At 46.0% G+C, this 14,076-nt stretch carries 15 protein-coding genes; 8 read left to right on the top strand and 7 right to left on the bottom strand.

Going from position 1 to position 14,076, the window contains the following annotated elements:
* Positions 1 to 15: 15 nt before the first annotated feature.
* Together FEF09_RS01610 and FEF09_RS01605 are read right to left on the bottom strand one after the other, a co-directional pair.
* Positions 16 to 1,149, bottom strand: coding sequence for a hypothetical protein (locus FEF09_RS01610; protein WP_146303245.1), 1,134 nt, complete (start codon positions 1,147 to 1,149; stop codon positions 16 to 18).
* A gap of 50 nt (positions 1,150 to 1,199) precedes the next feature.
* Positions 1,200 to 1,685, bottom strand: coding sequence for an RNA polymerase sigma factor (locus FEF09_RS01605; RefSeq protein WP_012788583.1), 486 nt, complete (start codon positions 1,683 to 1,685; stop codon positions 1,200 to 1,202).
* Positions 1,686 to 2,056: 371 nt separating this feature from the next.
* Here FEF09_RS01605 and kbl point away from each other — a divergent pair, with 371 nt between their 5' ends.
* The 4 genes from kbl (at position 2,057) to FEF09_RS01585 (ending at position 6,493) form a co-directional block, all read left to right on the top strand.
* Complete coding sequence (kbl, locus tag FEF09_RS01600) at positions 2,057 to 3,244, top strand: glycine C-acetyltransferase (RefSeq protein WP_146303243.1); 1,188 nt, start codon at positions 2,057 to 2,059, stop codon at positions 3,242 to 3,244.
* Between the two features lie 106 nt (positions 3,245 to 3,350).
* Positions 3,351 to 4,154: a class D beta-lactamase gene (gene blaOXA, locus FEF09_RS01595; RefSeq protein ID WP_146303241.1), complete on the top strand. Its 804-nt coding sequence runs from the start codon at positions 3,351 to 3,353 to the stop codon at positions 4,152 to 4,154.
* Between the two features lie 543 nt (positions 4,155 to 4,697).
* Positions 4,698 to 5,735, top strand: a complete 1,038-nt coding sequence (locus FEF09_RS01590; protein ID WP_146303239.1) for a VWA domain-containing protein — start codon at positions 4,698 to 4,700, stop codon at positions 5,733 to 5,735.
* Positions 5,732 to 6,493 carry a tetratricopeptide repeat protein gene (locus FEF09_RS01585; protein ID WP_222596904.1) on the top strand — a complete coding sequence of 254 codons (762 nt, stop codon included), beginning with the start codon at positions 5,732 to 5,734 and terminating at the stop codon, positions 6,491 to 6,493. The genes FEF09_RS01590 and FEF09_RS01585 overlap by 4 nt, the downstream gene beginning before the upstream one ends.
* Here FEF09_RS01585 and FEF09_RS01580 read toward each other — a convergent pair.
* Positions 6,456 to 7,283, bottom strand: a complete 828-nt coding sequence (locus FEF09_RS01580) for a helix-turn-helix domain-containing protein (protein ID WP_146303237.1) — start codon at positions 7,281 to 7,283, stop codon at positions 6,456 to 6,458. The genes FEF09_RS01585 and FEF09_RS01580 overlap by 38 nt on opposite strands.
* 138 nt (positions 7,284 to 7,421) lie before the next feature.
* Here FEF09_RS01580 and def point away from each other — a divergent pair, with 138 nt between their 5' ends.
* The 4 genes from def to FEF09_RS01560 all read left to right on the top strand — a co-directional run bounded on the left by def (position 7,422) and on the right by FEF09_RS01560 (position 11,717).
* Positions 7,422 to 7,964: a peptide deformylase gene (gene def, locus FEF09_RS01575; protein WP_146303235.1), complete on the top strand. Its 543-nt coding sequence runs from the start codon at positions 7,422 to 7,424 to the stop codon at positions 7,962 to 7,964.
* A 50-nt stretch (positions 7,965 to 8,014) separates the two neighbouring features.
* Complete coding sequence (gene ispG / locus FEF09_RS01570; RefSeq protein WP_146303233.1) at positions 8,015 to 9,955, top strand: (E)-4-hydroxy-3-methylbut-2-enyl-diphosphate synthase; 1,941 nt, start codon at positions 8,015 to 8,017, stop codon at positions 9,953 to 9,955.
* A gap of 370 nt (positions 9,956 to 10,325) precedes the next feature.
* Positions 10,326 to 10,715: a hypothetical protein gene (locus tag FEF09_RS01565; RefSeq protein WP_146303231.1), complete on the top strand. Its 390-nt coding sequence runs from the start codon at positions 10,326 to 10,328 to the stop codon at positions 10,713 to 10,715.
* A 78-nt stretch (positions 10,716 to 10,793) separates the two neighbouring features.
* Complete coding sequence (locus FEF09_RS01560; RefSeq protein ID WP_146303229.1) at positions 10,794 to 11,717, top strand: LysR substrate-binding domain-containing protein; 924 nt, start codon at positions 10,794 to 10,796, stop codon at positions 11,715 to 11,717.
* Between the two features lie 93 nt (positions 11,718 to 11,810).
* Here the strand turns inward: FEF09_RS01560 and FEF09_RS01555 are convergent, their stop codons facing one another.
* From FEF09_RS01555 to FEF09_RS01540, 4 genes are all read right to left on the bottom strand, one after another.
* A complete protein-coding gene (locus FEF09_RS01555; protein WP_146303227.1) occupies positions 11,811 to 12,308 on the bottom strand; it encodes a lipocalin family protein in 498 nt (165 codons plus the stop codon).
* An 87-nt stretch (positions 12,309 to 12,395) separates the two neighbouring features.
* Entirely contained in the window at positions 12,396 to 12,875 is a 480-nt protein-coding gene (locus FEF09_RS01550) for a hypothetical protein (RefSeq protein ID WP_146303225.1), read from the bottom strand.
* A 204-nt stretch (positions 12,876 to 13,079) separates the two neighbouring features.
* Positions 13,080 to 13,547, bottom strand: a complete 468-nt coding sequence (locus FEF09_RS01545; protein WP_146303223.1) for a hypothetical protein — start codon at positions 13,545 to 13,547, stop codon at positions 13,080 to 13,082.
* Positions 13,548 to 14,054, bottom strand: coding sequence for an RNA polymerase sigma factor (locus FEF09_RS01540; protein ID WP_146303221.1), 507 nt, complete (start codon positions 14,052 to 14,054; stop codon positions 13,548 to 13,550).
* Positions 14,055 to 14,076: the final 22 nt, after the last annotated feature.

The raw sequence follows: 14,076 nt of genomic DNA, 5'->3' as shown, positions 1-14,076 counted from the left end.
ATTCATTCTTCCTGATTATTTCTTTTTACGGGACAGGAACCGGGCTACATTAGCAACCCCATTCAGCAGTTTACTGTCTCCGTTCATAGTCACCGCTACCACCAGTTCTCCCTTCACATTAGCCGGTGCTGCACTGGCGGCTTCTGGTGCCGCGTTACTGATCTTGGTCGCATTGGCCATAGCAGCCGATTTCTCTGCTATAACGGTTGCGTTTTCAGCCAGTATTTTCTCCTGTTGTTCACTCTTTTCCTGCAGTTGCTGCACCACCTCGCCGGAAGTAGATGCCGGTTGCGGTATCTTGGCGATTGCGACCGCTCTCGTGTCAGGAATATGGTTAGCGGGCTCCTGCTGCTTTGCTTCGTTGGTTTCCGGTGCCTGACGGTTTACCTCCTTATCAGAGACCTTGTTGCGGGCGAGGGCGTTTGACAAAGCGGTATTCCTGTTTTTATCAGTGGCTACCGGTAACTTGCCGGCAGGATCACTGGTGATGTTATCAGCCACCTGTGACTGAGAAGGAACCGGATTGTCATTTTGTGCAACAGATGGCGTCGATGCCTGCGGCACGGGTAATGTCTGTTGTGTTGCGGAAGAGGACGAATTGTCCTGTACCCTTACCTGATTTATAGCCACAGATGCAGGTTCTCCTGAACGTTGGCCCGGAATGAGCCAGAAGGAAAGACCTGCTACCACGGCTGCGGCAGCACTCCACCACCACAGAGGGCGAACCCTTGTCCTTTCCTTCCTGTATAGCGATGCTTTGTTCTCAAATGTTACAGCAGGATCCGGGGTTAAACGGGTTGCCTGCAGGAGACGTAGCTCCTTTTCTATGTGCGGATGCTGGCTGATCAATGCCTCCAGCTGTGTCCTTTCGGTCGTATTTAACTCATTATCAACATAATCCAGCAGGAAGCGCTCGTAATTGGTAGCTGACAATACATCAGACTTACGATATAGCAGGTCTTTGGCATCAAACTGCATGCTTGTATCCGGCGACAGTTTAGTCGATTCCAGCAGGGCCAGTTCCTTCCGGATGTCCGGATGAAGGTCCATGAATGCCTCCAACGCAGCACGCTCCTCTCCTGTCAACTCACCGTCAATGGCGCTAAGCAGGAATTCTTCGTAGTTCGATATGTTGATATTTACTGCCAAATCAAGACATATAATTATTATGCAATATTACTCGATTCTCCAGATCTGTACTAGATCACATTTTCCATTTTGACCAGATACTGCTTAAGATGTAACCGGGCCCGATGGAGATAAACTTTTACCTGTGAAGGGTTTAGTTTCATGATATCTCCGATCTCTTCGTAACTGTACCCTTCGTAATCTTTCAGTAATATCAGTGAACGCTGTACATCTGTCAAACGGTCCAGCGCTTTCTCCAATACCTTTTTCGCATCATGGATCCTTTGCTCTGAAATCTTCGTTTCCTCTTTAAACTCATCCACCAGAGAGATGCGCTTTACTTTGCGGACATGGTCAATCATATTGTGGTACGCTACAGTAAACAGGTATGACTTGCCTTTCTCAAAAGGCACATCTTTACAGTGCTTCCACAATATTTCAAACGCATTCTGTACAACATCTCTGGCATCCTCAGTATGGTCTAAATTTTTAACAATAAACCGGAAGAGATTGTCCGCGTACAGATCCACGCATTGATTATACTCCTTTTCCGTCATCCGGGTGTTGCGGGATTTTAGTGCTAATGTCCGACAATTATTAATACGCGCTATCGCTCTTCCTCACTTCTAACACACTATTTACCTGTACGTTACAGTTCTGCCAGCCCCGCTACTCCGGATGGAGAGTTCCCGCATAGCCTCAGCCATCCATTTCAATAGCGCGGAAATTCAACCTTCGGCCAGTCCCCCTTTCAGGAAGTATCCTGCTGGGGAGACAAGGGGCAGACATTACTATGACGCAGAGCAGTCCCCAAATGTTACAACCTCGTCAAACTTTTTGATGCTCCGTGACAAATGCCCGTATAGCTGCGGGATTCGTAATACTTTTAATCCTATAACTTTGACCAGGTTACAAAAATCTGCTATTTATGAACCAGAAATTCATTACCCGTATCCAAAAGGAGCTGGATGACATACGCTCGGCCGGCCTTTTCAAGAATGAGAGAGTTATCACTTCAGAACAAGGCGCCGAAATTCAGGTAGGCGGCAATACCGTTATTAACTTCTGTGCTAATAACTACCTGGGTCTTTCCAGCCATCCCGATGTGGTAAAGGCTGCTAAAGAAGCCATTGACACTCACGGATATGGTATGAGCAGTGTACGCTTTATCTGCGGTACGCAGGATATTCACCGTGAACTGGAGCAAAAACTGGCTTCCTTCCTCGGTACAGAAGATACCATCCTGTACGCAGCAGCGTTTGACGCGAATGGTGGTGTATTTGAACCACTGTTCAATGAAGAAGACGCGATCATCTCCGATGCCCTGAACCATGCTTCTATCATCGACGGTGTACGTCTCTGTAAAGCACAGCGTTTCCGTTACGAGCACAATAATATGGCTGATCTGGAAGCTAAACTCCAGGAATCTGCCCATCTGCGCAGCCGTATCATCGTTACAGACGGTTCCTTCAGCATGGACGGCACTATCGCCCAGCTGGACAAAATCTGTGATCTGGCTGATAAATATGATGCGATCGTAATGATCGACGAAAGCCACTCTTCCGGCTTTCTCGGTAAAACCGGCCGCGGTACCCATGAATACCGTAATGTAATGGGCCGTATCGACATCATCACAGGTACACTGGGTAAAGCCCTTGGCGGCGCATCCGGCGGTTTCACCAGCGGTAAAAAAGAGATCATCGACATGCTGCGTCAGCGTAGCCGTCCTTATCTGTTCTCCAACTCTGTTGCTCCAAGCATCGTGGGCGCATCCATCTCCGTGCTGGATATGCTGAGCGCTACTACTGCCCTGCGCGATAAACTGGAATACAATACCCGTTACTTCCGTACCAAAATGACGGAAGCCGGTTTCGATATCAAACCCGGTGATCACCCGATTGTTCCTGTAATGCTATATGATGCAGTACTCAGCCAGCAGTTTGCTGACAAATTGCTGAAAGAAGGTATCTATGTGATCGGCTTCTTCTTCCCGGTTGTGGCAAAAGGTCAGGCGCGTATCCGCGTACAGCTCAGTGCCGCACACGAACAGGCTCACCTGGATAAGGCAATCACTGCCTTTACTAAGGTAGGTAAGGAATTAGGTGTAATTAAATAACTACTTATATATAAGATCTGCAAAAGGATGCCACATGGCATCCTTTTGTCATTTCGTGCTGTACCACTAAATATCTACTTTTGCAGCACTAAACAAAGAATGCATAATGAAACAGACTGGCTGGATACTCCTGCTGATAGCCTTCTTGGCCAACGCCTGCGCACCGAATAACGTTGAAAACGAAAAGAATTGGGAGAAATACTTCGCCGAATACAAGGTGGAAGGATGCTTTATGCTGTTCAACAACAGTCAGGGTACCTTTAAAGTATATAATCTGGAACGTTCTCAGCAACGCTTCCTGCCTGCCTCTACCTTTAAGATCTTCAATGCCCTCGTAGGTCTGGAAACAGGTGTGATCAGAGATACTTCCTTTGTTATTCCATGGGACGGCGTTACCCGCGATATGCCGGAGTGGAACCGTGACCTGAGCATGCAACAGGCCTTTCGCGTATCAGCCGTGCCTTATTTTCAGGAAGTAGCCCGCCGCATTACCAAACCAGTTATGCAACATTGGCTGGATACTGTCAAGTTTGGTAATATGAAGATCAGCAAGATCGACACCTTCTGGCTGGATAACTCCCTGCAGATTTCTCCGGACGAAGAACTTGGCTTCGTCAAGAAGCTGTATTTCGACCAGCTGCCTTTCCATAAAGTGACCATGCAAAATGTCAGACAAGTAATGCTCATGGAGAAAAAACCGGAGTATGAGCTGAGCTATAAAACTGGTATGGGCTTCTCCGGACCAAAAACAATCGGCTGGATCACCGGCTGGATTGAAGAAAACGGCCACCCAAGCTTCTTTGTACTGAACATAGAAACAGAAAACAAATCACTGGACATGCGTACCGTACGCATGAACATCCTCAGAAACATACTGGCAGACGCCGGATACTTCAAAGGAATGAAATAGATGCCTGTGTCAAGCAATTGCATCTTCCAGTCAGGAACCGGAAAAATGATCAGAAAATAACAAGCTGCTGATCTTCCCTTACAGGGACCTCAGCCACTGATAAACAGGACCATAGTTGCACAGGCTAGCTTCCTGCCAGACTATGGTCTTTTTATGACCCATATATATAATTGCCTTAGTCAAATAACATAAACAGCTGCAAGCCAATGGGAAACACAGATACTTGTCACTGTCAATCAAAAGCCGGTAAACCCTTTACTATATTGAGTAGTAGTACTTCAAATCTCCGTATCAAGTCCACCTTAAGTCCACGTCAGGTCCATCTTAACAACCTGATAATCTCCCAGCTCCTGTCCCCTGATCCTACCCTTCAATCATCCTCTACCCTCCTGTCCGGCTACCCCGAAAATGACTTATTCCTCTCCTTCTGCGTTAAAAATCTCCTAAATCCATTCCTGTAAATGGCATAAAACGTACTAAAAAAATTATATTTGATCCTTGTGTCCGGTTTCCAATTATACCGGCTCCAGAAATCTTTATTGAATGATGTTACGTTTTCAACACAGCGAATATTTATGGGCACTGGTATTACTGCTGGTATTGCAGCTTGCATTCCTCAGTATATCCTGGTGGAAACGACGTTCTATTCGTAAGCTCGGTGATCCTGTTCTTGTAGAGAAATTATTCACCGGTTATTCCCGTCGTCGGTTCACTTTCCGCTTCCTGCTGATCTTTATCGCCTTTCTGTTTGGCGCTATCGGACTGGCAAACCTTCAGAAGGGCAGCCGTATGGAAAAGATCACGCGTAAGGGCGTGGATGTGGTAATCGCACTCGATGTCAGTAAAAGTATGCTGGCTGGTGACGTAAAACCTGACCGCCTTACCAGAGCAAAACAGCTGATATCAAAACTGGCTGACAAACTGGATAATGACCGTGTCGGACTGGTTGTATTTGCGGGGAATGCCTACCTGCAGATGCCCCTGACCATCGACTACTCCGCTGCTAAAATGTACCTTACTACCGTAAGTCCTGATATGATCCCTACGCAGGGTACCGCTATCGGACAGGCCATACAGGTAGCGAATGACGCCTTCAATAAAAAAGAAAGAAAACATAAGTCCCTTATCATCATCTCTGACGGTGAAGACCATGATGAAGCTGCTATCTCAAAGGCACGTGCTGCTTTCGAAGACGGTGTAGTCATCAATACCATCGGTATCGGTTCACCAACCGGTTCTCCACTGCCAGATCCTGAAACAGGCACTTACAAAAAAGATAAAGAAGGAAATACCGTTATTTCCAAACTGAACGAAGAAGCATTGAAGTCCATCGCAGCTGCCGGTAAAGGCATCTACGAACATCTGGACAATAACACCGAAGAAGTTGTCAACTCACTGACACAGAAGATCGATAGCATGGAGCAGAAAGAATTCGGAGAAAACATCTTCACAGATTATAACAGCTACTTCCAGTATTTTCTGGCTATCAGCCTCATACTGCTCGTTGCTGAATTCTTTATTCCTGAAATCAGACGCAGCAAACGCGCTGACGTTGTTGTTACCGCTACAGAAAAACCATGACGAAACGCACACTCACATATCAGGCGCTCATGGCCGGGCTGTTGCTCTGCCTCTGCCAGCATTCCTTTGCTCAGACAGGTAATAAATATATCCGTAAGGGCAATGACCTGTATAAGAACAAACAGTACACCGACGCAGAAGCGAACTATAAAAAAGCGCTGGAAGTAAACCAGCAATCCGTAGAAGGTCGCTACAACCTTGGTAACTCCCTGTATGAGCAGAAGCGTTATGATGACGCCCGCTCTCAGTATGCCAATAGTTTCAAAATGGCGCCTAACCGCGAAGGCAAAGCAGACGCCAGCTACAACATCGGTAATACTTTCATGGAAGGTAAAAAATGGGAAGAAAGCATCAAGGCATACAAAGAAGCCCTGAAACTGAACCCCTCTGATGAACAGGCCCGCTATAACCTCGCCTATGCACAGGCTATGCTGAAGAAACAGAATGGTGGCGGTGGAGATAACAAAGACAAGAAAGATAACAAGGATAAGAATAAAGACAAGAAACAACAGGACCAACAGAATAAGGATCAGCAAAACAAAGATCAGCAGAAGAACAAACAGGACGAGAATAAAGACAAAGACGACAAGAACAAAAATAAAGACGAGCAGGACCAGAAACCTGAACCACAGCCAAGTAAAATGAATAAACAGGAAGCCGAACGCTTACTGCAGGCACTGGGACAGGAAGAAAATAAACTACAGGACAAAATGAAAAAGGCTAAAGGCCAGGTTGTTCCTGTTGATAAAGACTGGTAATCTGCGAGGGCGCACGTCCCGTATATTTCCTGCAATCTCTGATAAAATGGTTCTGATCGTAGTAGCCGCTTTCCAGTGCTATCCCGGTCAGTCCCATCTTCCCATTCATCATTCCGAAATAAGCATACAGGAAACGCATGTTTCCCAGATAGGCTTTTGGGGTCACACCCAGCCACTGCATAAAATTGCGCTCCAGCCATTTATAGTTCACACGCAAACTCACACAGATATCTGACACGGACAACTGTCCGCGTTGGTCGCTGATCATTTGTACTGCCGACTGTAACTTATAATTCACTGTTGTATATTCAGGCAACCTGCTCATCAGAAAGGCCTCCAATCCTGCAAGACAAGACTCCGGATCCTGACAGATCGCCTCCGCCAGCATCTCCCCTGCTTTTCCCCAGATCTCTCCTATTCCGCAAAGCGCTGCCGGCATACTGGTCGGCAATGGTTGCTGCATCAATTGAAACAATCCGCTGCTGGTAAATCGTACTACTAATAGCCGCATTCCTTTCGGCATATCAGAGATGTAAGTCCCCCGCAACCCATAACAACAGAAAAATGCCTTGTTGAACACCCGGTTGTGTACACCCCTGAAATGTAAGCTGAAGGGCTCACTCAGCATAAAGACCAATACCGGGCTCCCGTCCAGACTCGCCCATACATCTTCCTCCCGCCCATCCCAGCTGACATGGTAATACCCTTCTATAATGTCAGCCAGCACAGTCGCCGGCCGAACCATTGGTAAGCGGGTATTGAAAATATGTGCTAATAAATCTACAGGCATATCGTTGTAAAGATACCCTAATCAGTCTAACGGTTCCATTTCCCCGGCACAGATGTCTAAAATATACTATGCCCATGCAGCTGTCCAAAACATGCTATTTCTCTCCCTGATACCTGCCTTTCTTTGCCCAAAAAACAGATGATAAGACCAATTGTAGCCTACGGCACACCCATCCTGCGTCAGCAAACTGCCAAACTAAACCCCTCCACGCCGGGACTACCGCAACTCATTGCTGATATGTGGCAGACTTTGGATAATACCGGTGGCGTCGGTCTGGCCGCCCCACAGGTCAATGTCTCTTTACGGTTATTTCTGGTTGACAACAGGCTGGAAGCCACTCCACTACGACAGGTATTTATTAATCCGCGGATCACCGCTTACGGCATTTCCACCTGCATGGAAGAAGAAGGCTGTCTCAGCATCCCCGGATTATCAGCGTTTGTCACCCGACCTGAGCACATCTCCCTCTCATGGCAGGACGAGCAGTTCCGGCATCATTCCGCTACTTTTGCAGGCGTGAATGCCCGGATCATTCAGCATGAGTATGACCACATTCAGGGGAGATTGTACACCGACCTGCTTCCGCCACTCAGCCGGACCCTGCTGAAACATAAACTACAGGCTATCAGCAAAGGGAAAATACGCCCCGGCTATCCCATGCAATTCCCCTTGCACAGTTGACTCATTCGCCATTCTATTCATTACCTTTGCCCCATATTTGGAATTGTTTTATGCAGCTATATAGTAATTCACTGACAGAATATAAGAGGCTGGCCACTTTGGAAGTAAAGGTCGGAGACCTGCTGATTGGAAATAATAATCCGATACGTATTCAGACCATGACCACTACAGATACCATGAATACTCTGGGAACTGTAGAACAGGCCATCCGTTGTATCGAAGCGGGCGCCGAACTGGTACGTATTACCGCTCCCAGTAAAAAGGAAGCGGAAAACCTGCTGGCTATCCGTAATGAGCTGCGCAAAAGAGGATATACCACTCCGCTGGTAGCAGATATCCACTTTACGCCCAATGCCGCTGAAATAGCAGCCCGTATTGTAGAGAAAGTGCGTATTAATCCGGGCAATTACGTTGATAAAAAGAAGTTCGAAACACTCACATATACTGATGCCGAATACGAAGAGGAAATAGACCGTATCCGCAAACAATTCACTCCACTGGTGAAAATATGCCAGGAACACGGCACTGCTATGCGTATCGGTACCAACCATGGTTCCCTCAGCGACCGTATCATGAGCCGCTATGGCGATACGCCAATGGGAATGGTAGAAAGTGCCATGGAATTTCTCCGTATTGCAGAAGATCTGAACTACAGGAACATCGTACTGAGTATGAAATCCAGCAATCCGCAGGTAATGGTGCAGGCTTACCGTCTGCTCGTACATACCATGCAGGATCAGCTGGGTCATTGCTACCCGCTACATCTGGGGGTAACAGAAGCCGGCGACGGTGAAGACGGCCGTATCAAATCTGCCGTTGGTATTGGTACACTGCTGGAAGATGGTATTGGCGACACGATCCGCGTATCCCTCACAGAAGATCCGGAATTTGAACTGCCTGTATGCCGCGACCTCGTGAAACGCTACACTACCCGCGCTGATCATACGCCTATCCCGGCGGTTGAACAGGTGCCTTATTCTCCTTTCGATTACAAACGCCGTGAAAGTATTGCGGTAAATAATATCGGTGGCAAACAGGTTCCCGTTGTTGTAGCTGACTTCAGCAGCACCAGCAATATCACACCTGAACATCTGCTGACTGTTGGTTATAATTACAATGCTGATACCGATAAATGGAATATCGCAGATGCAGCGGCTGATTATATTTTCTCCCGCGAACTCCTGACTTTCGCATTACCCGGTACGCTGAAAGTAATTGTACCACATAACATCTGGAAGGACGCAGCAGACAAGGAAAAGTACATGCCGCTGTTCACGGCGGAAGAATATCTCCTTGCTACTGACAGATCTGCTGTGATCAACTTTATCGATCACAATTCCGGTGTTGCACTGCCGGAAGCATTGCTGTTGCAGATGGCTAATGATCATACGATTGTTCTCTGTCTCCACTCTTCCAATGAACACGCCATGCCGGAAGTAAGACGTACATTCATTACCCTGCTGGACCGCCAGATCCGGCAACCGGTTATATTGAAATGTTTTGCTGACGCCACCTCGTCTGATGAACATCTGATACACTATGCGACAGAAACGGGCGCATTGCTGCTGGACGGATTCGGAGATGGTACCTGGCTGGTAAGCGAAGCTACCGGTACACAGGCTCCCGGTCATACATTATTAAATAATATCGCCTTCGGTATATTACAGGCCACCAGAACCCGTATCTCGAAGACAGAATATATTTCCTGCCCTTCCTGTGGCCGTACACTGTTTGACCTGCAGGAAACCACCGCTAAGATCAGAGCTGTTACCAATCACCTCAAAGGCGTGAAGATCGCTATCATGGGATGTATTGTGAATGGCCCCGGAGAAATGGCAGATGCCGACTTCGGATATGTCGGCAGCGGTGTAGGCAAGATCACACTCTATCGTGGTAAAGAGGTAGTCAAACGAGGACTCAACAGTGAAGTCGCCGTAGATGAACTCATCTCCCTGATCAAGGAAAACGGTATGTGGGTAGAAACTAACTAAAAGGAAAAAGGTCTCGCAATTGCGAGACCTTTTTGATCAAGGTTAACAGGATGACTCATAAATCAATAAAGGGGGTTGTATGTTAGTCAGACAATCGAATTGTGCTTTTCTTCAACATTCACACTCTTTAACCATCAATAAAGTGATGGGGTTATCAAACTTTTGGGGTTAACTATACTTTGTCAGGTGATACAAAGGTAACACCATCAGGAAGGGTTTGTCAAGCGTATCAATACGCAATCTCTTGCGGGAACTACGTTTCAATGAACTGCAAATCACTACGTTAATACATGGGAATAAATATTATTAGTCAACGTGTCTACTTATTAAAAAATTCCCTAATTTTTCATTCAAATTCATAACATTGAAGATGAAAAAGATCGTTACAGGTGTATTAGCATTCTTAATGGGTGCTAGCATTGCAGTTGCACAGACTCCGGCAACAGGCACACAGGACAAAACAAAAGCAGAGCACAGAGCAGAAAAACCAGGTCAGAAAGCACACAAGCCAGCACTGGACACTACCGGCAGACCAATGAAAAAAGACGGTACGCCGGACAAACGCTTTAAAGACAATCAGGAAAACAAAGATGGTAAAGCACAGGGTCCGATGAAAAAAGATGGTACCCCTGACAAACGTTTCAAAGAAAACAAAGATGCTAAAGGCGTGAAACCAGAAGGACCACTGAAGAAAGACGGTACTCCTGACAAGCGTTTCAAAGACAATAAAGAAAAGAAAGCTGAAGAGAAAAAGGCATAATCAACAGCTATACACTTTTCAAAGGCGGTTATCTCACCACGGTGGGATAACCGCTTTTTTTATTCGTACATTTAGCCAATGTTGGATTTCAGGCTAAAAGTATTTTACACAGTAGCGAGACGCCTCAGCTTCACCAAAGCTGCAGAAGAATTATTCATCTCACAACCGGCTGTCACCAAACATATACATGAACTGGAACAGCAACTTGGTATGGCATTGTTTGAACGTATCGGCAACAAGATCAAGATCACCCGTGCCGGACAGATTATGCTCAAACATGCAGATGATATTTTTACCAGTTATCGCAACCTGGAATACGAGATCAATCAGCTCAAACATGAACAGGGAGGTCTGCTATCACTCGGTGCCAGCACCACTATTGCACAGTATTTTATTCCCCCTTTACTGGCGCAGTTCAATCAACGTTATTCAGAAGTAACCGCTTCTCTTATTTCCGGCAATACGGAACAGGTAGAACAAGCCCTGCTTGACAAGACTATCCAACTAGGACTGATAGAAGGCCGTTCTAAAAATCCGGTATTGAAATATGTAGAGTTTGCGAAAGATGAAATTGCGTTGATCGGAAATGTAAAGTATGATTACGGGGAAGGTCCGCTGGGGGCCAATGAACTCAAGTCTATTCCACTCCTTATGCGTGAACAGGGTTCAGGTACATTGGAAGTTATAACAGACGAACTGAAAAGACTAAAACTAAAACTCACTGATCTTCAGATTGCCATGTACATGGGTAGTACAGAAAGTATCAAATCTTATCTGCACCATGCACCCTGTGCAGCATTCCTCTCACTACATGCTGTAAAAAGAGAACTGGAAGCAGGTGAATTCAAAATATTGCCACTGAAGAATTTCAGACTGGTCAGGAAATTTCACTTTATTTATCTGCAAGGCCAACAGGATAAACTGGCGCAGTTATTCATCCGTTATGCACGTCAGCACGCAGGAGAACAATCCGGCGATATTGATGCCGGCATGATTGGATAAATGTTTCTGAAAACAGGAACGCTTAAGATCTTATACAGCAACTGTCATATAAGATCTTAAGCGTTTTTTATTTCAGCGTATACTCCTGACGTACTATGAACGCTGCAGGGTATATACGATATAACCGGTTTTACCTTCAAAGTTAACAGCCGCTCTCCAAACCATGGTAGTGCTGGTCAGTGAAGCAACGTCCACGCGATAACCGGCAGTTACATTTTTAGCTTTCACACCACCGCCTACTTTCTTAAACTGGAAGCTGCTGCCACCGCCTTGTTTGTAAAGAGACCATACAATGGATTGAGTTGCCGTATTACAACCTTCCTCTGTAGAAGACAAGGTATAAGAACCGTTGTTGTTGGCTGGCAGTATCCACTGGCTACCTTTGAAGCAGTTCACTGCCGCTTCGTCAAAAACTGTCACTTTAGAGCCTCTTGGAATACCGTCAAATGTGATATCTGTTATAACCCAGTTTCCCTTCACAGAGCCTTCACTGGCGCTCTGTTCTGTGTTAGTGGCGCCAGACTGTGTTTTACAGGATATGGCAAATACAGATGCTACCAGGCATAATACTGCAAGTGTAAGGTGTTTCATGTTCAAATAATTTGATGTTTAAATTGTCAGTAACGCAGTGCATTACGGGACGCAAGGTGGGAAAAAACAAGAAACGTACCAAATCCCTTATTGACGGGCTGGTTGTACTTGTTGTGGCTGGGCAGGATATAAACGCAGCAGTCGCTCTTCCATGTTACGGAACTGCTGATAGAAGTAAAAAGTACTGGCTGTCAGCGCCATCACGACCACGACTAAGGCAATGAACGCACAACGCCACCAGATACTGACGGTCATGGTGTTATTACGGGGCTGTAATACATATGTCAGCGGATCGTCCGCTTCACCCCTTCTGCCTGCTTTTGAATAATAACTTTCTTTATGATGAGGTGTCAGCCGTTCTGCAATTCTGTTCCAGACCTTTGCCGGTGGAGTCACGCCATCATCTACCATGATCTTTTGCAATTTGTATTCAACAGTTGCAACTTCCGTATTCAGCTCCGGGTAAAGACTGCGCATACGCTCAAATAACGCCACCTCGTCAGCAGATGCCAACCCAAGCAGGTAACTTTCAATAATGCCACTTTCTATGTAGTCGTGAAGATCCAAAGGCAATAAGGTATCTAATGGTTTCAGAAAAGTTTTCTCTTAACAACGTGCCTTCTACTGCATTCCAGCTTTCAAATGTCAAAATAAGCTAATTCATTTCCAAATAAAAATTGTGGTAACAACAATGCAGCGCAAGCACAACATTGATAATGAACGTTTTATTTTCCTCAATTAGGTAATTTCACCTATCAAAGGAAACAATTCTTAATTGCCCACGACCTGTTCTGTATGTAACCGTAGTTTCTCTTCTGCCTTTCTCTCCTGCGACTGTTGGTACTTGAGGTAGTAATAGATCGCAAAGAATAAACATACTTTGGAAAGAATAAAAGTGATGATAAAGAACAGGCGCCACCATTTGTGTACAGTGATATGCTGCCCGTCTCTGGATTGTATATTGATGAAGGTATATCTGGACTGATCATCTCCATGAGGTGGTGGAGGATCATCACGCCAGTTGATACGTTGGAAAATGCGTTCTTTCAGATATGGAGAAGGGAATACGGCTTCTGCGAGTGCAGTTTTCTCGATCCGGCGTTCGACGGCCATGATCTCCGCATTCAATGCAGGATAAAGCCGGCGCATATGCTGCAGCTCTTCCATCTCATTGACTGTGGCGATCCCCAGTACGTAACTTTCGATGATCCCGCTTTGTATGTAATGATTAAGATCCAATTATTCCCCTAAAAATTTTCTGAATTCAACCATGATGTCCCGCAAATGGTTCATAACCTCGTCTGGTTGTATACCTAATATACGAGCCACAGCTTCTTTTGGTAGTCCCTTATAATAACATAAATGAAAAATAGTCCGGCTTTGTGCAGGCAGTTTATTCGAAAATCGTTGTAGCAGATTGCTGTCAGCCTTTGCTACTTCATTGCCCAGAGGATCATTCTCGGTGTCTACAGCTTCCTGTACAGCCATTTCACGCGCTACACGCATCATCCATCCAAATAGTGTGGTGTTTCCGGATCCTTTATACTCGTGGATGTTCCTGAAGACCCGGACGAAAACTTTCGTCAGTACATCTTCCGCCTTGCGGGTATCGCCTACCACCTGTAGTATAATACTGTATAATGCAGGCCCATAGTGATCATACACCCGTTCCTGGGTGCGGGGGTCTCCTGCTATTAAGCGCTCGGTGATGATGTACTCGTCGATATGGACAGCTGATTGCTGCAAATTGTTATAGGTTTAAGAGAAA

Origin of the sequence: Chitinophaga pinensis (assembly GCF_007896845.1) — a bacterium.
Lineage (GTDB): Bacteria > Bacteroidota > Bacteroidia > Chitinophagales > Chitinophagaceae > Chitinophaga > Chitinophaga pinensis_C.
Note: the sequence above shows the minus strand (reverse complement) of the source record. Positions and strands in the feature narration are given on the sequence as shown.